25 protein-coding genes and 2 pseudogenes are annotated in these 20,094 nt (G+C 39.4%); 23 read left to right on the top strand and 4 right to left on the bottom strand.

The annotated features are described in order from the left end of the window. Positions 1-24 precede the first annotated feature (24 nt). Positions 25-765, top strand: coding sequence for a MerR family transcriptional regulator (locus ADF68_RS08110; RefSeq protein WP_049549369.1), 741 nt, complete (start codon positions 25-27; stop codon positions 763-765). A 234-nt stretch (positions 766-999) separates the two neighbouring features. On the opposite strand, the gene ADF68_RS08105 is transcribed toward ADF68_RS08110, so the two are convergent. The 4 genes from ADF68_RS08105 to ADF68_RS08090 all read right to left on the bottom strand — a co-directional run bounded on the left by ADF68_RS08105 (position 1,000) and on the right by ADF68_RS08090 (position 4,300). Continuing rightward, positions 1,000-1,455, bottom strand: a complete 456-nt coding sequence (locus ADF68_RS08105; RefSeq protein WP_049549368.1) for an 8-oxo-dGTP diphosphatase — start codon at positions 1,453-1,455, stop codon at positions 1,000-1,002. Between the two features lie 10 nt (positions 1,456-1,465). Continuing rightward, on the bottom strand, positions 1,466-1,987 hold the full coding sequence (locus ADF68_RS08100; RefSeq protein WP_049549367.1) for a DUF1697 domain-containing protein: 522 nt from the start codon (positions 1,985-1,987) through the stop codon (positions 1,466-1,468). 38 nt (positions 1,988-2,025) lie between these two features. Beyond that, entirely contained in the window at positions 2,026-3,204 is a 1,179-nt protein-coding gene (locus ADF68_RS08095; RefSeq protein WP_049549366.1) for an NAD(P)/FAD-dependent oxidoreductase, read from the bottom strand. 250 nt (positions 3,205-3,454) lie between these two features. Continuing rightward, positions 3,455-4,300, bottom strand: coding sequence for a DegV family protein (locus ADF68_RS08090; RefSeq protein ID WP_049549365.1), 846 nt, complete (start codon positions 4,298-4,300; stop codon positions 3,455-3,457). A 124-nt stretch (positions 4,301-4,424) separates the two neighbouring features. Here ADF68_RS08090 and ADF68_RS08085 point away from each other — a divergent pair, with 124 nt between their 5' ends. From ADF68_RS08085 to ADF68_RS07975, 22 genes and pseudogenes are all read left to right on the top strand, one after another. Further along, positions 4,425-4,982 (top strand): TetR/AcrR family transcriptional regulator, encoded by a 558-nt coding sequence (locus tag ADF68_RS08085; RefSeq protein WP_049549364.1) that lies wholly within the window; start codon positions 4,425-4,427, stop codon positions 4,980-4,982. Between the two features lie 18 nt (positions 4,983-5,000). Next, positions 5,001-5,468: a deoxycytidylate deaminase gene (locus ADF68_RS08080; RefSeq protein WP_000136981.1), complete on the top strand. Its 468-nt coding sequence runs from the start codon at positions 5,001-5,003 to the stop codon at positions 5,466-5,468. An 86-nt stretch (positions 5,469-5,554) separates the two neighbouring features. Then, the gene (gene upp, locus ADF68_RS08075) at positions 5,555-6,184 is read left to right on the top strand and encodes a uracil phosphoribosyltransferase (RefSeq protein ID WP_049549363.1); all 630 of its coding nucleotides are present in this window, start codon (positions 5,555-5,557) and stop codon (positions 6,182-6,184) included. Positions 6,185-6,296: 112 nt separating this feature from the next. Next, positions 6,297-6,890: pseudogene (locus tag ADF68_RS08070) on the top strand (ATP-dependent Clp protease proteolytic subunit); the annotation flags it as partial. Between the two features lie 75 nt (positions 6,891-6,965). Continuing rightward, positions 6,966-7,235 carry a YlbG family protein gene (locus ADF68_RS08065; RefSeq protein ID WP_049549362.1) on the top strand — a complete coding sequence of 90 codons (270 nt, stop codon included), beginning with the start codon at positions 6,966-6,968 and terminating at the stop codon, positions 7,233-7,235. Between the two features lie 86 nt (positions 7,236-7,321). Further along, positions 7,322-8,482, top strand: coding sequence for an ABC transporter substrate-binding protein (locus tag ADF68_RS08060; RefSeq protein WP_049549361.1), 1,161 nt, complete (start codon positions 7,322-7,324; stop codon positions 8,480-8,482). Between the two features lie 114 nt (positions 8,483-8,596). Beyond that, positions 8,597-9,466, top strand: a complete 870-nt coding sequence (locus ADF68_RS08055; protein WP_000941435.1) for a branched-chain amino acid ABC transporter permease — start codon at positions 8,597-8,599, stop codon at positions 9,464-9,466. Positions 9,467-9,469: 3 nt separating this feature from the next. Further along, positions 9,470-10,426, top strand: a complete 957-nt coding sequence (locus tag ADF68_RS08050) for a branched-chain amino acid ABC transporter permease (RefSeq protein ID WP_049549360.1) — start codon at positions 9,470-9,472, stop codon at positions 10,424-10,426. Next, entirely contained in the window at positions 10,426-11,190 is a 765-nt protein-coding gene (locus ADF68_RS08045; protein ID WP_001185990.1) for an ABC transporter ATP-binding protein, read from the top strand. Before ADF68_RS08050 ends, ADF68_RS08045 begins: the two co-directional genes overlap by 1 nt. Then, complete coding sequence (locus ADF68_RS08040; protein ID WP_049549359.1) at positions 11,190-11,900, top strand: ABC transporter ATP-binding protein; 711 nt, start codon at positions 11,190-11,192, stop codon at positions 11,898-11,900. Before ADF68_RS08045 ends, ADF68_RS08040 begins: the two co-directional genes overlap by 1 nt. A 298-nt stretch (positions 11,901-12,198) precedes the next feature. Then, a complete protein-coding gene (locus ADF68_RS08030) occupies positions 12,199-12,855 on the top strand; it encodes a CBS domain-containing protein (RefSeq protein ID WP_049549357.1) in 657 nt (218 codons plus the stop codon). A 128-nt stretch (positions 12,856-12,983) separates the two neighbouring features. After that, positions 12,984-13,274 carry a 30S ribosomal protein S6 gene (gene rpsF / locus ADF68_RS08025; protein ID WP_001151786.1) on the top strand — a complete coding sequence of 97 codons (291 nt, stop codon included), beginning with the start codon at positions 12,984-12,986 and terminating at the stop codon, positions 13,272-13,274. Positions 13,275-13,285: 11 nt separating this feature from the next. After that, a complete protein-coding gene (gene ssbA, locus ADF68_RS08020) occupies positions 13,286-13,756 on the top strand; it encodes a single-stranded DNA-binding protein SsbA (protein ID WP_049549356.1) in 471 nt (156 codons plus the stop codon). Between the two features lie 31 nt (positions 13,757-13,787). Next, positions 13,788-14,027, top strand: a complete 240-nt coding sequence (gene rpsR / locus ADF68_RS08015; protein ID WP_000068664.1) for a 30S ribosomal protein S18 — start codon at positions 13,788-13,790, stop codon at positions 14,025-14,027. A 294-nt stretch (positions 14,028-14,321) separates the two neighbouring features. After that, positions 14,322-14,825, top strand: a pseudogene (locus ADF68_RS08010) (GNAT family N-acetyltransferase). 79 nt (positions 14,826-14,904) lie between these two features. Further along, positions 14,905-16,305, top strand: a complete 1,401-nt coding sequence (locus ADF68_RS08005) for a bifunctional Cof-type HAD-IIB family hydrolase/peptidylprolyl isomerase (RefSeq protein WP_049549355.1) — start codon at positions 14,905-14,907, stop codon at positions 16,303-16,305. A gap of 1 nt (position 16,306) precedes the next feature. After that, on the top strand, positions 16,307-16,669 hold the full coding sequence (locus ADF68_RS08000) for a S1 RNA-binding domain-containing protein (RefSeq protein WP_000689622.1): 363 nt from the start codon (positions 16,307-16,309) through the stop codon (positions 16,667-16,669). 49 nt (positions 16,670-16,718) lie between these two features. Beyond that, complete coding sequence (locus tag ADF68_RS07995; protein WP_049549354.1) at positions 16,719-17,465, top strand: tRNA1(Val) (adenine(37)-N6)-methyltransferase; 747 nt, start codon at positions 16,719-16,721, stop codon at positions 17,463-17,465. After that, entirely contained in the window at positions 17,455-17,739 is a 285-nt protein-coding gene (locus ADF68_RS07990) for a GIY-YIG nuclease family protein (protein ID WP_049549353.1), read from the top strand. Before ADF68_RS07995 ends, ADF68_RS07990 begins: the two co-directional genes overlap by 11 nt. 84 nt (positions 17,740-17,823) lie before the next feature. Beyond that, positions 17,824-18,759, top strand: coding sequence for a manganese-dependent inorganic pyrophosphatase (locus ADF68_RS07985; protein ID WP_049549352.1), 936 nt, complete (start codon positions 17,824-17,826; stop codon positions 18,757-18,759). A 63-nt stretch (positions 18,760-18,822) separates the two neighbouring features. Then, complete coding sequence (locus tag ADF68_RS07980) at positions 18,823-19,335, top strand: YiiX/YebB-like N1pC/P60 family cysteine hydrolase (protein WP_049549351.1); 513 nt, start codon at positions 18,823-18,825, stop codon at positions 19,333-19,335. Further along, a complete protein-coding gene (locus ADF68_RS07975) occupies positions 19,319-19,969 on the top strand; it encodes a DUF1803 domain-containing protein (protein ID WP_049549350.1) in 651 nt (216 codons plus the stop codon). The genes ADF68_RS07980 and ADF68_RS07975 overlap by 17 nt, the downstream gene beginning before the upstream one ends. Positions 19,970-20,094 lie beyond the last annotated feature (125 nt).

The following is a 20,094-nucleotide window of genomic DNA, read 5'->3' as shown; positions in this document are numbered from 1 at the left end:
TACTATTTATGTGAGGAGGAAATCATGTACTATATCAAAGAAGCTGCGCAACTTTCAGGTGTCTCCGTCAAGACCCTCTACCATTATGACAAGATTGGACTTTTGGTTCCATTAAAGTCAGAAAATGGCTATCGAACCTATAGTCAAGAGGATCTAGAACGACTACAGGTTATCCTCTATTACAAGTATCTAGGCTTTTCTTTAGAAAAAATAGCAGAGCTATTGAAGGAAGATACGACAGATATATTGTCACATTTAACTAGACAGTTGGACTATTTAACCCATGAGAGGCAACATCTGGATACCTTGATTTCAACCTTACAAAAAACCATTCAAGAACAAAAAGGAGAAAGAAAAATGACTATTGAGGAAAAATTCACTGGATTTAGCTACCAGGACAATCAAAAATACCACCAAGAGGCGGTAGATAAGTATGGTCAAGAAGTCATGGATCAAGCACTTGAGCGTCAAAAAGGACGAGAGGATGAGGCTGAAACAGCCTTTAATCAAGTCTTTCAAAGCTTAGCTCAAAATCTCAAAGACGGTCTACCGATAACAGCATCTGAAAACCAAGAAGAAGCAGGCAAACTCTTGCAAGCTATTCGTACTTATGGATTTGACTGTTCTATTGAGGTCTTTGGTCATATCGGAAAAGGCTATGTCTATAATCCAGAGTTCAAGGAAAACATTGATAAGTTTAGACAGGGAACAGCCCAGTACACATCAGATGTCATTGCTCACTATGTAAGCACACAAACTCGATAAAACCCACAGACTAAGCTAGAACTGACAAAGCCAGTAACAGAAATTTATACTCTTCGAAAATCACATTCAAACCACATCAGCTTTATCCGCAACCTCAAAGCTGTACTTTGAGCAGCCTGCGGCTAGCTTTCTAGTTTGCTCTTTGATTTTCATTGAGTATTAGTAGGAGGACACAGACCTAGCTTGAAGATTAGATAAGATAAAATCGGCGGAGTGACCTCTGCCGATTTACTGTTATTTGAGTTGGTAAGACCAGTCTTCTCCATCCTTATAGTAAAAGAACTCACTGAGGTCCTCTTCGAGAAAAACACGAAGCATATCAGACATATCCTCAGTAGCTAATTTTAGATGAGATAGATTTTCAAAATCCTCCCACCAGACTTTTCCTTCGTCTGAAGATTGGAGCTCACCAGTAAAGTGTTCTGTTTTGTAAAAGAGGACAACATAGCGATAATCTGCATCATCATACCAGTCTTTGATACCACAGAGTTGGGGTTTAGAAATGGTCAGACCAGTTTCTTCTTTCACTTCGCGAATGACAGCATCGACAAAGGATTCGCCACGTTCAACATGGCCACCAGGAAAAGTAATGCCAGGCCAGTTAGGACTAACTCGGTCTTGGACAAGAACCTTGTCTCCGTTTTTAATCATACACATGTTGACAAATTCGACTGATTCTCTTCTGCTCATATTATTTTTCCTATTTTGTTAGTAATTTTTCTACCACGTTTAACTTTCGCATGGTCAGATCAACGTCGAACAGCTTTTCAAGATAGTTGGTATTAAGTTTTTTTCGTTTTGCAGTTCTAGGGAGATAGAGGTAAAGACAATGGTTGCCGATACAAATTTCTTCTTCACCATAGTCACTATCCAATTTTTCTAATGGTAGACTTTGGATATCATTTTGAAAAAGGATCACATGTATTCGGTCAAAAAGATAGTGTTTTCCAAATGGGTTTTCTTGGACAATTTTTGCAAAATCATTTTTGTTCTTGATTACCAATTTTAAATCAGCACCAATTTTTTCCTTTATTAGAGTGTGAACCTGTTCTCGTATTTCTTCCAGAGATAAGTCACTTTCAAGAATGATATTCCCACTTTGAATATAGGTTCGAACGTGTTGAAAATCAGCTTCTATCAAGATATCTACTAGATAAGACATTTTAGGGATAGCATTTTTTCCATTAGGAGTAACTCCCCTTAGTAAGATAATATGTTCCAAAGTAGTTCCTTTCTTATCTAACATCCTTAGATACTAAATCATTTATAGATTAAGTTTGAGCCTGCCACCCAGCCAGTACAGAGGGCAGAAGTGATGTTAAATCCACCCGTGTGGGCGTTGATATCTAGGACCTCTCCTGCAAAGTGAAGGCCAGGAACCAGTTTGCTTTCCAGCGTTTTAGGATTGATTTCCTTGAGACTAACACCACCTTTGGTAACAAAGGACTTAGCCAAGGACATTTTTCCTGTCACAGGGATTTTGAATGCCTTGATAGACTGGAGAAGTTGGTCGCGTTCTCTTTCAGTTAGTTGTTTGACTTTTTCAGGATATCCTTGGACAAAAAATTCTGCCAAGCGTTCAGGGAGTAAAGTTTTTAAGGCATTTTTCAAGGACTTTTCACGGTTCTCTTCTAAAAAGTCAACTAAGTCACCTTCTGAAAGTTGTGGTAAGACATCTAGAGAGAGAATTTCCCCACCCTTGACAAAGCTAGACATGCGTAGCGCAGCAGGACCTGACAAACCAAAGTGGGTAAAGAGTAGGTCATGAGTGATGACATGCTTGCCATAGCTTAGGGTCACATCGTCTAGGGAAATTCCCTGCAAGGCCTTATGCGGGAAATCAGTCAACAATGGACTTTCAGCAGCCTCAAGCTCGGTAATAGTGTGTTTGAAATGGCGAGCAATCTCATGACCAAAACCAGTAGAGCCAGTAGAAGGATAGGATTTTCCACCTGTTGTGACAATGAGTTTATCACAAGTAAAGGTCTGGTCTGGTGATTTCAGGACAAACTGGTCGTCTATCTTTTTAACTGAAACAATTTCTGTTTGAGTAGCAATTTGCCCACCAAGTTCAATAATTTTCTTTTCCAAAGCTTCAATTATGGTCCGAGATTTGTCACTGGCTGGAAAGACGCGGCCATGGTCTTCGACCTTGAGTTTTACGCCATTTTCAGTAAAAAAGTTGATGATATCATGGTTATCAAACTGGGAGAAGACACTGTATAGAAAGCGGCCATTTCCAGGGATGCCAGCTAATAGGTCATCTAGAGTTCCATTGTTGGTCACGTTGCAGCGCCCACCACCAGTACCAGCTAATTTTTTTCCGAGTTTTCGATTTTTTTCGATGAGAAGTGTTTTCTGCCCATAAAAGCTACTTGAAATCGTAGCCATCATACCAGCCGGGCCTCCCCCGATTACAATAGTGTCAAAATATTTCATAAAAGTATTGTACCATAAAAAAGACGGAGGGACAGAAATCGATAGATCAAGTTTTACTTACCTAGTCCCACGAATTTTTAATAAATCAGTGGTTTGTTGAGTCTTATGAATTGACAAGATATAATTGTCAGTAAAATAGTTTTGTGGATCCGAAAAGAGCCACAAAAGTCTACTCAGCTACAGTAGAAAAGATAATTGCTGATAAAAATTGAGGTCGGGATATTGAATCCCGACCTCTGTCTTATATAAATTAGTCAATTTCATATCCCATGAGGAGTCCACCCTCTTCTGCATAAAAACTGCAGAGTCCAGAGGTTGGGATAATCTTGATTTCAGCTTGTGGGAATTTTTCACGCACACGTTCAGAGAGCTGTTGGCAGAATTTATCATTACTGCGGTGAGCCATGACTATACGTCCACCAGCATAGCCAGCTTTAATTAATTCTTCATAGGTAGCTTGAAGAGATTTTTTAGCACCACGAGCCTTTTGGAGGAGTTCCAAGGTTCCAGTTTCACTTGCTTCCCCAACCATACGAATATTGAGGAGCCCAACAACTGTACCGATCAGTTTACTCAAGCGACCATTCTTAACCAGATTATCAACCTTAGCGAGAACGAACAATAACTTAGTTTTTTCTTGGTAAGCAGTAATAGCATTAACCACTTCTTCAAAAGAAAGTCCTTGGTCAATCAAATCATTGATTTTCTCAACGATTAGATCAACTTCCCCACCAGCAGACAAGCTGTCAATAACATGAATCTGAGTATCAGGATGTTCTTCGAGATAGAGATTCTTAGCTAATTGAGCGCTGTTTTGACTACCAGAAAGAGTTCCGGTAATGGTCACTACAAAAATATGTTTTGCCCCTTCAAATGCTCGCAAGTAATCATCAGGGCTAGGACAAGCTGATTTTGAAGCTTCAGAAGTTGCATACATGGTTTCCATCATTTTGTCAATATCAAGACTAGCATCGTCAATAAAGACTTGATCAGCCACTTGAATGGTTAAAGGAACACTTACAAATTCAGTGTCAATCGCAGGAGTAGGTAATTGACGATAATCACAACCAGAATCTGCCACAATCTTCCAAGTCATAGAAATTCTCCATCTTTGTCACTTATACATTGACAAAGGTTCTGTCTTTTTCTACAATTATATCATGAAAGTGCTTAAAACAAAAGTCTCGTCACTCTGTTGTCACAAGTAGAAAGGAAGTGTTATGGCCGAACGAAGAATTTCTGAAAATTCACTTGAAAATCTCATAAAATCCAATCAAGAATCCAATTTACTGACTAGAGAAGCTATCGAAACAGCTCTCTTGCAACTTTTGGAGAAAAAGGAATTGACAAAGATTAGCATTTCCGAATTGGTCAAACGAGCTGGAGTCTCCCGTGCAGCCTTTTATCGAAACTATGACTCCAAAGAAGAGATTTTAGAAAGTGTCTTTAAACGAAGCGTCCATAACATTATGGAGCAATTGAGCCATTACGATGTTAAAACGGACCTCTATCTGGTTTGGGTTCGCCTCTTTAGAGAAGCCAAGAAAGAGGCTAAAGTTATTCAGCTTGCCTTGGACTACCACTTGGAAAAAATCTTTGTGCAAGCCATGCAAGAATTTTTAGAAAAATACTATGGAAAATCAAAAGGAGTCAGCTCTTACCTGCATTCTTTTTGGAGTTCTGCCATCGTATCAGTTTTGCTTAAATGGATCAAGGATGGAATGAAGGTTCCTGCTGAAAAAATTGCAGATTTACGCCTACCATTTTTCAAAAAATAGATCAGGAGAAGAGAAGTTATGACAGAAAAAAGACTGGCTTGGGATGAGTATTTTGCTGCTCAAGCTCTATTGATTGCCAATCGTTCAACCTGTAAACGCGCTAAGGTAGGAGCTGTTTTAGTCAAGGATAATAAGGTGATTTCAACAGGATACAATGGTTCTGTATCAGGAACAGAGCACTGTATTGACCATGACTGTTTGGTGATTGAGGGTCACTGTGTTCGCACTCTTCATGCAGAGGTAAATGCTATACTACAAGGAGCCGAACGTGGCGTTCCAAAAGGATTTACAGCCTACGTTACACATTTTCCATGCCTCAACTGTACCAAGCAATTGCTTCAGGTAGGTTGTGAACGTGTCGTTTATATTAATCAGTACCGTATGGACGACTACGCCCAGTATCTCTATCGTGAAAAAGGGACAGAGTTGACCCATTTACCACTTGAGACAGTACAAGCAGCTCTTCAAGAAGCTAACTTGATTTAAAAATTAAAAAAAAGATGGTTTAGAAGGATTTTTAAACCATTTTTTGATATAATAAGAAGAATAAATTGAAAGAAGGAATTCAGAAAATGGGAAAAATTGAAGTTATCGATCATCCACTAATCCAACATAAATTGTCAATCTTGCGTCGCACAGACACTTCTACTAAAGCATTTCGTGAATTAGTTGATGAAATCGCTATGTTGATGGGCTATGAAGTGCTTCGTGATCTTCCGCTTGAAGATGTGGAAATTGAAACACCAATTACTAAAACCGTTCAAAAACAATTGACAGGTAAAAAATTAGCAATTGTACCAATCTTGCGTGCTGGTATCGGTATGGTTGACGGTCTCTTGAGCTTGGTTCCAGCTGCTAAGGTTGGACATATCGGTATGTACCGTGATGAAGAAACTCTTCAACCTGTTGAATACTTGGTAAAATTACCAGAAGATATCGACCAACGTCAAATCTTTGTTGTTGACCCAATGCTTGCGACAGGTGGTTCAGCTATCCTTGCTGTTGATTCCCTCAAAAAACGTGGCGCTTCAAACATTAAATTTGTCTGCCTTGTATCTGCTCCAGAAGGTGTAAAAGCTCTTCAAGAAGCTCACCCAGATGTAGAAATCTTTACAGCAGCTTTGGATGAACGCTTGAACGAAAATGGATACATCGTTCCAGGTCTTGGAGATGCTGGTGACCGCTTGTTCGGTACTAAATAAGAATCCAATCTAGGATTTGATCAAATTAAAAAATTGACCTTTTTTGACCAATGGGGTATAATAGCTTCATTATCAGTAGTGATCTATTCATTAAAAAGATCAAAAGGAGAAATCAATGATTCCTGTAGTAATTGAACAAACAAGTCGTGGGGAACGTTCCTACGATATCTACTCTCGTCTTTTGAAAGACCGCATCATCATGCTGACAGGTCCAGTTGAAGACAATATGGCCAATTCAGTTATCGCCCAATTGCTTTTCTTGGATGCTCAAGACAGCACTAAAGATATCTACCTCTATGTTAATACACCAGGTGGATCAGTTTCAGCTGGTTTAGCAATTGTAGATACTATGAATTTCATTAAAGCAGACGTACAAACGATTGTTATGGGTATGGCTGCCTCAATGGGAACTATTATCGCATCAAGTGGTGCTAAGGGCAAACGCTTCATGCTTCCAAATGCAGAGTACATGATTCACCAACCAATGGGTGGTACAGGTGGTGGTACACAGCAAACAGATATGGCTATTGCTGCTGAGCACTTGCTTAAAACTCGTAAGACTTTGGAGCAAATTCTTGCAGATAATTCTGGTAAATCAGTTGAGCAAATCCATGCAGATGCTGAACGTGATTACTGGATGAGCGCTCAAGAAACACTTGAATATGGTTTCATTGATGAAATCATGGCTAATAATTCTTTGAATTAATCTTTTGAAGCAAACTCGACTGAGTTTGCTTTTTTTGATATAATGGTAAGAAGATTGTTAGAAGGAAGTTGTAATATGTTTCAAAAAGAGAATCGGTCTGGTCTGATTATCTACCTATACTATAATCGTGATGCAAAAAAACTCGATAATTATGGTGATATTTGTTACCACTCTAAAAAACACCGTTATCTGCAACTTTATGTCCCAACAGAAGAAGTGGAAGAACTGGTTAGCCGTTTAGGAAAAGAGAAATTTGTCAAAAAAGTGAGACAATGTCATATCCAAGAATTGGAAACTCCCTTTGTTGGTAGTCTCTACAGAAATAACGAAAACGTTATCATGTAAAAATTTAGATAAATGTGTTGACAATTTTCTGATAATTCGGTATATTCTTAACATGCTATTTATTTAAGAAATAAGGAGACAAAAAGATGAAGAAAAAATTTGCCCTATCGTTTGTGGCGCTTGCAAGTGTAGCACTTCTTGCAGCCTGCGGAGAAGTGAAGTCTGGAGCGTCAAACGCTGCTGGTAACTCAGTAGATGAAAAGACAATCAAAATCGGATTTAACTTCGAAGAAACTGGTGCCGTAGCTGCCTACGGAACATCTGAACAAAAAGGTGCCCAACTTGCCGTTGATGAAATCAATGCCGCAGGTGGTATCGATGGAAAACAAATCGAAGTAGTTGATAAAGATAACAAGTCTGAAACAGCTGAGGCAGCTTCAGTTACAACTAACCTTGTAACCCAATCTAAAGTATCAGCAATCGTAGGACCTGCGACATCTGGTGCAACTGCAGCTGCGGTAGCGAACGCTACAAAAGCAGGTGTTCCATTGATTTCGCCAAGTGCGACTCAAGATGGATTGACTAAAGGTCAAGATTACCTCTTTATCGGAACTTTCCAAGATAGTTTCCAAGGAAAAATCATTTCTAACTATGTTACAAACAAGTTGAACGCTAAGAAAGTTGTTTTGTATACTGATAACTCAAGCGACTACGCTAAAGGAATTGCAAAATCATTCCGTGATTCATTCTCAGGTGAAATCGTAGCAGATGAAACGTTTGTATCAGGTGATACTGACTTCCAAGCAGCTTTGACAAAAATCAAAGATAAAGACTTTGATGCAATCGTATTACCAGGTTACTACACAGAAGCTGGTAAGATTGTAAACCAAGCTCGTGGTATGGGAATTGATAAACCAATCATTGGCGGTGATGGATTCAACGGTGAAGAGTTTGTACAACAAGCAACTGCTGAACGTGCATCAAATATCTACTTTATCTCAGGTTTCTCAACTACTGTAGAAGTTTCAGCAAAAGCAAAAGCCTTCCTTGAAGCTTATCGTGCAAAATACAACGAAGATCCTTCAACATTTGCAGCCTTGGCTTATGATTCAGTTCACCTTGTAGCAAACGCGGCAAAAGGTGCTAAAAACTCTGGTGAAATCAAGGATAACCTTGCTAAAACAAAAGACTTTGAAGGTGTAACTGGTCAAACAAGTTTCGATGCAGACCACAACACAGTCAAAACTGCTTACATGATGACCATGAACAATGGTAAGGTTGAAGCAGCAGAAGTCGTAAAACCATAATTATAGATATTGTAAATGGGGAATGAGCTTTTACTCACTCCCTGTTTCGGTGTTTATGAAAGGATTATTTTTTTATAAAAATCCTAAAAATAATAATTAGAAAGAGTGAACCATATGCTTCAACAACTTGTCAATGGTCTAATCTTGGGTAGTGTCTATGCGCTACTAGCCCTAGGTTATACTATGGTTTATGGAATTATCAAGCTCATTAACTTTGCCCATGGTGATATTTACATGATGGGTGCTTTCATGGGTTATTTTTTGATTAATTCCTTGCAATTAAATTTCTTTGTTGCCTTGATCTTATCGATGATCGGTACAGCAATTCTCGGTGTTATCATTGAGTTCCTAGCTTATCGTCCATTACGTCATTCAACTCGAATCTCTGTATTGATTACAGCTATCGGGGTATCCTTCTTACTGGAGTATGGAATGGTCTATCTGGTAGGTGCCAACACACGTGCCTTCCCTCAAGCAATCCAAACAGTGCGTTATGACTTGGGACCAATCAGTCTAACAAATATTCAATTGTTGATTTTGACTGTCTCACTTGTTTTGATGGTTCTTCTACAACTCATCGTACAAAAAACCAAGATGGGGAAAGCTATGCGTGCTGTTTCTGTAGATAGTGATGCTGCTCAGCTGATGGGGATTAACGTGAACCGTACAATCAGTTTCACCTTTGCATTGGGTTCAGCTCTAGCTGGTGCAGCGGGTGTCTTGATTGCGCTTTACTATAACTCTCTTGAACCATTGATGGGAATGACTCCGGGTATAAAATCATTCGTGGCTGCCGTTCTTGGTGGTATCGGAATTATCCCTGGTGCAGCTCTGGGTGGCTTTGTTATTGGTCTTTTGGAGACATTTGCTACCGCCTTCGGAATGTCAGATTTCCGTGATGCCATCGTGTATGGAATCTTGCTCTTAATCTTGATTGTTCGCCCAGCTGGTATCCTCGGTAAGAATGTGAAAGAGAAGGTGTAAACAATGAAAGAAAATTTAAAAGTTAATATTCTATGGTTATTCCTTTTGTTGCTTGGATATGGTTTGATTAGCCTATTGGTTTCTGTAGGAGTCTTGAATCTTTTCCATATTCAGATTATTGAACAAATCGGTATCAACATTATTCTAGCAGTAGGTCTTAACCTTATCGTTGGGTTCTCTGGTCAGTTTTCACTTGGACATGCTGGATTTATGGCTATTGGTGCCTATGCAGCAGCCATTATCGGATCAAAGTCTCCAACCTATGGTGCATTCTTTGGAGCTATGTTGCTCGGTGCTATCATTGCTGGTCTGGTTGCCTTGGTCGTTGGAATTCCTACCCTACGCTTGAAAGGGGATTATCTTGCGGTTGCGACACTTGGTGTTGCTGAAATTATTCGTATCTTCATTATTAATGGTGGAAGCCTTACAAACGGTGCTGCTGGTATTTTGGGGATTCCTAACTTTACAACTTGGCAAATGGTATATTTCTTTGCTGTGATTACAACGATTGCTACTCTCAATTTCCTTCGTAGTCCTATCGGACGTTTAACCTTATCAGTTCGTGAAGATGAGATTGCTGCTGAGTCAGTAGGGGTGAATACTACAAAAATTAAAATCATCGCTTTTGTTTTTGGTGCTGTTACTGCAAGTATCGCTGGTAGTCTTCAGTCAGGATTTATCGGATCAGTCGTACCAAAAGATTATACGTTCATCAACTCTATCAATGTATTGATTATCGTTGTATTTGGTGGTTTAGGATCCATTACGGGGGCAATTGTTGCTGCAATCGTGCTTGGAATCTTGAACATGCTCCTTCAAGACGTGGCCAGCGTTCGTATGATTATCTATGCTTTGGCCTTAGTACTTGTTATGATCTTCAGACCAGGTGGTCTTCTTGGGACTTGGGAATTGAGCCTATCACGTCTCTTTAAAAAAGGTAAGAAGGAGGGACAAAACTAATGGCATTGCTTGAAGTAAAAAATTTAACCAAACATTTTGGCGGTCTGACAGCCGTTGGGGACGTCACTCTCGAATTGAACGAAGGTGAACTTGTTGGTTTGATTGGACCGAATGGTGCTGGGAAAACAACCCTCTTCAACTTGTTGACAGGTGTTTATGAACCAAGCGAAGGGACAGTAACCTTGGATGGTCACTTGTTAAATGGCAAGCAACCCTATAAAATCGCATCTCTTGGTTTAGGGCGTACCTTCCAAAATATCCGCCTCTTTAAGGACTTGACAGTTTTGGATAACGTTCTGATTGCATTTAGCAATCATCATAAACAACATGTTTTTGCAAGTTTCTTGCGCTTACCAGCTTTTTATAAGAATGAAAAAGAATTGAAAGCTAAAGCCTTAGAATTACTAAAAATCTTTGACTTGGATGGAGATGCTGAAACTCTAGCTAAAAATTTAGCCTATGGTCAACAACGTCGCTTAGAGATTGTTCGTGCTCTTGCTACAGAACCTAAAATCCTCTTCTTGGATGAGCCTGCAGCGGGTATGAATCCACAAGAAACTGCAGAATTAACTGAGTTGATTCGTCGTATTAAGGATGAATTCAAGATTACTATTATGCTGATTGAACATGATATGAACTTGGTTATGGAAGTTACGGAGCGTATCTATGTTCTTGAGTACGGTCGTTTGATTGCTCACGGGACACCAGATGAAATCAAGAGTAATAAACGTGTTATCGAAGCTTATCTTGGAGGTGAAGCCTAATGTCTATGTTAAAAGTTGAAAACCTCTCAGTACACTATGGTATGATTCAAGCTGTACGTGATGTGAGCTTTGAAGTAAATGAAGGAGAAGTTGTTTCCCTTATCGGTGCAAACGGTGCTGGTAAAACAACCATCCTTCGTACCTTATCAGGCCTTGTTCGTCCAAGTTCTGGTCGGATTGAATTTTTAGGACAAGAAATTCAAAAGACACCAGCTCAGAAAATTGTGGCATCAGGTCTTTCACAAGTACCAGAAGGACGACATGTCTTCCCTGGTTTGACAGTTATGGAAAACTTGGAAATGGGAGCCTTCCTTAAGAAAAATCGTGAAGAAAATCAAGCAAATCTGAAGAAAGTCTTCTCTCGTTTCCCGCGTTTAGAAGAACGTAAAAACCAAGATGCAGCTACCCTATCAGGTGGTGAACAGCAGATGCTTGCTATGGGACGTGCGCTTATGTCAACACCTAAACTTCTTCTCTTAGATGAACCATCAATGGGGCTTGCTCCAATTTTTATCCAAGAAATTTTTGATATCATCCAAGATATTCAAAAGCAAGGTACGACCGTTCTTTTGATCGAGCAAAATGCCAATAAAGCACTTGCCATCGCAGATCGAGGCTATGTACTGGAAACAGGAAAGATTGTCCTATCAGGAACAGGTAAAGAGCTCGCAGCATCAGACGAAGTCAGAAAAGCATATCTAGGTGGCTAAAAAGGTCTGGGGGACCTTTTTAGTCGGCAGATAGAGATTGCTTGGCAATCATCAGATCCAGTGGATTGTTTTAGTCGGCGGATAGAGATTGCTTGGGAATCATCAAATCCAGTGGATTGTTTTAGTCTGCAGGAAAGATTACCAAACAAATTACACAATCATAAGATTGAGGGCCCTAATATAGGGGCTCTTTTTATAGTATTTCAGAGTTTTCAGAATCTTGAAAAAGAAATGAAAGCGTTTGATTGATTTTCGTAAAAAGTGTATAATAAAGCTATAAACATAAAGGAGAGTTCCTATGGCAGTTAAAGATTTTATGACACGAAAGGTCGTATATATTAGTCCAGATACGACTGTAGCACATGCAGCAGACTTGATGCGCGAACAAGGTTTGCATCGTCTTCCTGTTATTGAAAATGATAAATTAGTTGGTTTAGTAACAGAAGGAACAATTGCTGAAGCCAGTCCATCAAAAGCAACGAGTCTTTCAATCTTTGAGATGAATTACTTGCTCAATAAAACAAAAGTAAAAGACGTCATGATTCGTAATGTTGTAACTGTCTCCGGTTATGCAAGTTTGGAAGATGCAACCTATCTTATGCTGAAAAATAAGATTGGAATCTTGCCAGTTATTGATAATGAACAAGTCTATGGTGTCATTACTGACCGTGATGTATTCAGAGCATTTCTTGAAATTTCTGGTTATGGCGAAGAGGGAATCCGTGTTCGTTTTATCACAGAAAATGAAGTTGGGGTACTTGGTAAGATTGTTTCTTTAATCGTTGAGGAAAATCTTAATATCTCTCATACTGTTAATATTCCACGTAAAGATGGTAAGATTGTTATCGAAGTTCAAATTGAGGGAACGGTTGATCTAGCTACCTTTAAACAGAAATTTGAATCTGAGAATATTCAGGTTGAAGAAATCACACAAACTTCTGCAAAAAAACTGTAAAAAATAAAATAGAAGCAGTTTTTACTTGCGAAAAAAATTTTTTTCTAGTATAATAATTTATTGTGAGCAAACCTCACTTACCCCTTGCAATGTCTTGGGGTCATTAGACCAAAAGGAGGAACATATCAATGGCTAAATACGAAATTCTTTATATCATTCGTCCAAACATTGAAGAAGAAGCGAAAAACGCTTTGGTAGCACGTTTTGACTCTATCTTGACTGACAACGGTGCAACTGTTGTTGAATCAAAAACATGGGAAAAACGTCGTCTTGCATACGAAATCCAAGATTTCCGCGAAGGACTTTACCACATCGTTAACGTTGAAGCAAATGATGATGCAGCTCTTAAAGAGTTTGACCGTCTTTCAAAAATCAACGCTGACATTCTTCGTCACATGATCGTCAAAACTGACGCGTAAGAAGGTAGATTATGATTAACAATGTTGTACTTGTAGGGCGTATGACTCGTGATGCTGAGTTGCGTTATACCCCATCAAATGTAGCAGTTGCGACTTTTACTCTTGCAGTAAACCGTACATTTAAGAGTCAAAATGGCGAACGTGAGGCTGATTTTATCAATGTCGTTATGTGGCGCCAACAGGCTGAGAATCTTGCTAATTGGGCTAAAAAAGGCTCACTTATCGGGGTGACAGGCCGTATTCAGACTCGTAGTTACGATAACCAGCAAGGACAACGTGTCTACGTGACGGAAGTCGTGGCTGAGAATTTCCAAATGTTGGAAAGCCGTAGTGTGCGTGAAGGACATACTGGTGGAGCTTATTCAGCACCAAGTTCAAACTATTCGGCACCTACTCAATCAGTACCAGACTTTTCACGTGATGAAAATCCATTTGGAGCAACAAATCCTTTGGATATTTCAGATGATGATTTACCATTCTAATGGACAATTAATACTATAAAGGAGAAAAAACATGGCTCAACAACGTCGTGGCGGATTCAAACGCCGTAAAAAAGTTGATTACATCGCAGCAAACAAAATTGAATATGTTGATTACAAAGATACTGAGCTTCTTAGCCGTTTCGTTTCAGAACGTGGGAAAATCCTTCCTCGTCGTGTAACAGGAACTTCAGCTAAAAACCAACGTAAAGTAACAACAGCTATCAAACGCGCTCGCGTAATGGCTTTGATGCCTTTCGTAAACGAAGATTAAAAAAGAGGTCCGGGGGACCTCTTTTTCAGACCCGGTTGGGTCTTTTTTTCACGAGCCTTGAAATGAGAGAGCGAGTTTGGGTCCAGTGGACCTCTTTTTCATGAGCTTGAAAACAAGAAAGCGAATTAAGACCCCGACGAGTCTTTTTTTCACGAGCATGGAAATGGGATAGCGAGTTGAGTTCCGAGTGGACCTATTTTTCAGACCCAGGTGGGTCTTTTTTCACGAGATAGTTTTTTCTGACTTTGGCGTGATATAATGGTAATAGAAAGAGCAAAGGTGGGTAAGTCAAAGATGAATTGTACGATTAGAAATATGATTAAGTCTGATATTGAATCCTTATCTCATGGATTTATGAATCAAGGTTGGCCTGGTAGAGAGGAAATTTTGGCTAGATATTTTCTGGAATAGGAAAGTGGGGAGAGAGAAGTCTTAGTTGCAGAGATTGGTGGTGCTGTAGCGGGCTACGTTACCATTTTGCCCTCTGCTAAACATGGTCCTTTTGCAGAAGTCTATCCAGAATTATCAGATTTTAATGTGTTTGAGCCTTTTCGAAATCAAGGGATTGGGAATCAACTGCTAGAAGAAGCAGAAAAACGAGTCAAGTTTGTTTCGAGTAAGGTCACTCTTGGTGTAGGTTTGCACTTAGGCTATGGCCCTGCCCAGAGATTGTATATCAGACGGGGCTACATTCCAGATGGGACAGGTGTCTGGTATCGAAATCAACCCTTGGAAATGAATGCAACTAGCCAAAATAATGATGATTTAGTTTTGTATCTAGTAAAGGAATTTGGATAAGAGACAAGGATTTTATTGGGATGTGGGATTTCTCTACTTTATGGTATAATGGAAAGAGTGAATTGAAGGAGGTATTATAATGGATGCCAAATTAAGATACAAGGCTAAGAAGATTAAGATTATCTTTTTTGATATAGATGATACTTTACGCAATTCAAAGACAGGTTTTGTTCCAAGTACTATTCCAACAGTCTTTAAACAATTGCGTGAGAAAGGAATATTAACGGGCATTGCGACTGGACGTGGAATTTTTGGTGTCGTGCCAGAGATTCGCGAACTTAAACCTGACTTTTTTGTTACTCTGAATGGTGCCTATATTGAGGATAAAAAAGGCAATGTGATTGATAGTAACAAAATCTCAAAAGATAAGGTTGAAAGCTATATTGCTTGGACTAAGGAAGTGGGGATTGACTATGGTTTAGTTGGTAGTCATACTGCTAAACTCTCCACTAGAACTGAGTTGATTAGTGAGGCCATTGATCCAATTTATCCTGACTTGGATGTTGATCCTGATTTTTATAAAAAAGAAGACATCTATCAGATGTGGACTTTTGAGGATCAGGGAGATGACCTGACTTTGCCTGAAAGTTTAGCATCGACTTTGCGTATGGTACGCTGGCATCAACATTCGTCTGATATTGTGCCGATTTCAGGCTCCAAAGCGACGGGGGTGGAAAAGGTTGTGGAACACCTAGGTTTGAAACCAGAGAACGTCATGGTTTTTGGAGATGGGCTCAACGACTTGGAACTCTTTGATTATGCTGGAATCAGCGTTGCCATGGGAATTGCTCATGATAAAATCAAAGAAAAAGCAGATTATATTACAAAAACATTAGAAGAAGATGGCATTTTTGATGCTTTAGAAGGATTTGGTATGGTAGAAAAAGAATTGCATTTCCCACAGGTAGACATTGAAACAGTAGAAGGTCCTCTTGCGACCATTAAGACCAATCATGGAGAGTTGCGTATTAAGCTTTTCCCTGAGCATGCACCAAAAACAGTTGCCAACTTTATTGCTCTGTCTAAAGACGGTTACTATGATGGTGTGATTTTCCATCGTATTATCAAGGACTTTATGATTCAAGGTGGAGATCCAACTGGTACTGGTATGGGTGGCGAATCTATCTATGGTGAGTCATTTGAAGACGAATTTTCAGAAGAACTTTACAATATCCGTGGAGCCCTTTCTATGGCCAATGCTGGACCAAATACCAACGGTAGCCAGTTCTTTATCGTGCAGAATCAACACTTGCCATATTCTAAGAAAGAAATTGCTCGTGGTGGTTGGCCAGAGCCAATTGCGGAGATTTATGCAGAACAAGGTGGAACTCCTCATCTAGACCGTCGTCATACTGTATTCGGTCAACTTGCGGATGAAGCTTCTTATGAAGTTCTGGATACAATTGCAGGTGTAGAAACAGGTGCAATGGACAAGCCAGTTGAAGATGTCGTTATCGAAACGATTGAAATCGAGGACTAGGATGAAAATAGGTGATAAGCTAACAGGGCGAATTACAGGGATTCAGTCTTATGGAGCCTTTGTGGAGTTAGAGACTGGTATCACAGGCTTGATTCATATTTCTGAAATTCGTACAGGATTTATTGAGAATATCTATGATGTACTGAAAATCGGTGAAGAAGTTCAAGTCCAGGTTGTCGATTTGGACGAGTATACAGGGAAAGCAAGTCTTTCTATTCGGACTTTGGAAGAAGAGAAACATCAATTACCGAGACGGAGACGTTTTTCAAGTGACCGTGTCAAATACGGATTTGCTCCTTTGGCTCGCATGATGCCTATCTGGACCAAGGAAGCTATCTCTAATCTAAATAAGAAAAAGTCTTAATTGATTTTTTCTCTCTTGAAATATTAATATAGTTTGTTATAATAGAAGTATGGTAGAAGAATTATTAAAATCAGGAGAGAGAATCAATCAGCTCTTTTCTACAGATATCAAGATTATTCAAAATAGAGAGGTTTTCAGCTATTCGGTGGATAGTGTACTTTTGTCACGCTTTCCTCGCTTTCCTAAAAATGGCTTGATAGTGGATTTTTGTGCGGGTAATGGAGCTGTTGGACTTTTTGCCAGTAGTCGTACTAAGGCGAAAATTCTGTCTGTTGAAATCCAGGAACGATTGGCGGATATGGCAGACCGGTCAGTCCGATTAAATGGCTTGGAAGAACAGATGCAGGTCATTTGTGATGATTTGAAAAATATGCCTGCTTACATTCAGGGGAGTAAGGTTGATTTGATTTTATGCAACCCTCCCTATTTTAAGGTGGACCCAAATTCTAATCTGAACGAGAGTGAGCACTATTTGTTGGCTCGGCACGAAATTACGACCAATCTTAAGGAAATCTGCCGTAGTGCCCAAAGTATTCTCAAATCCAATGGGCGTTTAGCCATGGTCCATCGTCCTGATCGATTGTTAGATATTTTAGAAACGCTTCAACAACACAATTTGGCTCCAAAGCGTCTGCAATTTGTTTACCCTAAACGGGAGAAAGAAGCCAATATGCTTTTGATCGAGGCTATCAAGGACGGCTCCACTAGTGGTTTTAAGGTTTTACCACCACTTATTGTTCATAATAGTGATGGCACTTATACACCAGAAATTCAAGAGATCTATTATGGTTCATAAGGCCTATATGTACGTGGTTGAGTGTCGGGATAGTTCCTACTATACTGGCTATACAACGGATGTCAAAAAAAGAATCGCCGTTCACAATAGTGGTAAGGGAGCTAAGTACACACGAGCTCGGTTGCCAGTAAAACTTATCTATGTAGAAGGTTTCGATAGTAAAGAAGAAGCCATGTCAGCCGAAGCTCTTTTTAAACGCAAGACACGTCTGCAGAAAGTAAGCTATCTAAATGACAATCAAGATAGGAATTTAGCCAATATTTTCGAGATCTAGTGAGGAGTTCTTTGACTCCTCTTACTTTTGTCAAAAATTGAAAAAAATGCTACAATAGAGTGAATAAAGAAACGAGGTATTATCATGTCTAAGATTCTAGTATTTGGTCACCAAAATCCAGACTCAGATGCTATTGGTTCATCTGTTGCTTTTGCTTATCTTGCAAAAGAAGCTTATGGTTTGGATACAGAAGCGGTGGCTCTTGGAACTCCAAATGAAGAAACAGCTTTCGTCTTGAACTATTTTGGTGTGGAAGCACCACGCGTGATCACATCTGCTAAAGCGGAAGGTGCAGAACAAGTTATCTTGACTGACCACAATGAATTCCAACAATCGGTTTCAGATATTGCTGAAGTTGAAGTTTATGGTGTGGTGGATCACCACCGTGTGGCTAATTTTGAAACTGCAAGCCCACTCTACATGCGTTTGGAGCCTGTTGGATCAGCATCTTCTATCGTTTACCGCATGTTCAAAGAACATGGTGTAGCTGTGCCAAAAGAAATTGCAGGTTTGATGCTTTCAGGTTTGATTTCAGATACTCTTCTTTTGAAATCACCAACAACACACCTAACAGATAAAGTCATTGCTCCAGAATTGGCTGAATTGGCTGGTGTGAACTTGGAAGAATACGGTCTTGCAATGCTCAAGGCTGGTACAAACTTGGCAAGCAAGTCAGCAGAAGAATTGATTGACATCGATGCAAAGACTTTTGAATTGAACGGTAACAACGTACGTGTTGCCCAAGTGAATACAGTTGATATTGCTGAAGTATTGGAACGCCAAGCTGAAATCGAAGCAGCTATCCAAGCCACAAACGCAGCAAACGGCTACTCTGACTTTGTCTTGATGATTACAGACATCGTCAACTCAAACTCAGAAATTCTTGCACTTGGTGCAAATATGGACAAGGTAGAAGTAGCTTTCAACTTCAAACTTGAAAACAACCATGCTTTCCTTCCAGGTGCTGTTTCACGTAAGAAACAAGTTGTACCTCAATTGACAGAAAGCTTTAATGCATAATGATAGATGGGGAAACCCATTGTTAAAAAGGAGTTTCGGCTCCTTTTTTGCTAGGAGAGAAGTATGTTAGAAAATGGCGATTTGATTTTTGCGAAAGATGATTCGGATATAGGACAGGCAATCCAGGAATCTACTGGTCACTATAGCCATGTGGCCATCTTTTTGGACGGACAGGTTTATCATGCTAGTGGGAAAGCTGGTGTTGTTTGTCAGGAACCAAGAGATTTCTTCGAATCAGATTGTCTGTATGATATCTATAGTTATCCACAGATAGATATTCAAAAGGTAAAGAAAAGAGCAGACCAACACCTAGGAGCTCCTTATAATTTTTCTTTTTATCCTGATGGGGAGGGTTTCTATTGTTCCCAATATATCGCAGACATTCTTCCTATTTTTGAGACCATTCCCATGAAGTTTGGGGATAATACACAGGAAATCAGTGATTTCTGGAGAGAATATTATCGAGATTTGGGGCTTCCTGTACCTCTGAATCAGCCTGGCACTAACCCGAGTCAATTAGCAACATCACCACTTTTAGTTTGTAAAGAAAGGAATCTTCATGATTCAGATTTTTAATCCATCACGTTTGACGCGACAACCATTCTTTAGAGATTTGGTAGACTATCTTGATCAGCATGATGAAGTTATTTTGCGAGAGATTAAGTCACATTTTCCAGAAGTTGCAGTTGATAAGTATTTGGAGGAATATATTAAAGCGGGTTTGATTTTGAGAGAAAACAAACGCTATTATCTCAATCTTCCCTTTCTAGAATCTACAGAATCTCTTGCACTAGACCAAGAAGTCTTTGTGAAAGATAATAGTCCTGTTTATCAAGAAATCCTGGAGAAAGATTTTAAGACAGAATTGCGCAATCAAACAAATGCAGCTATCCTAGAAGAGTACACCGATTTTGCAAGGGAAAAGATGACCTTGTCTAATTATTTTTATAAAGTCAAGCATCAGTATCCGCTGACCGATGATCAGCAGAGACTGTATGAAATTTTAGGGGATGTCAATCCTGAGTATGCTCTCAAGTATATGACTACTTTTTTGCTCAAGTTCCTCAAAAAAGATCAACTCATGCAGAAACGACGTGATATCTTTGTTGATAGTTTAGTCTTATTAGGTTACATCCTTCAAAATGAAGATGGGAAATACGAGTTAGCTGTAGAATTTGATAATGAACGATTCATCTTTATAAAAAGATAGAAGTAGACTGGATAAAATTCTTTAAAATCAGAAAAACGCATAATATCAGGTGTTTAAAAAACGGCTCTATAATTTCTGTAGTGGGTAAATCCCCTATAGATATTATGGAGCCTATTTTGTTGTAG

The organism is Streptococcus pseudopneumoniae, assembly GCF_001068775.1.
Lineage (GTDB): Bacteria > Bacillota > Bacilli > Lactobacillales > Streptococcaceae > Streptococcus > Streptococcus pseudopneumoniae_N.
The sequence above is the reverse complement of the archived record's forward strand: the minus strand, read 5'-3'. Positions and strand labels throughout refer to the sequence as shown.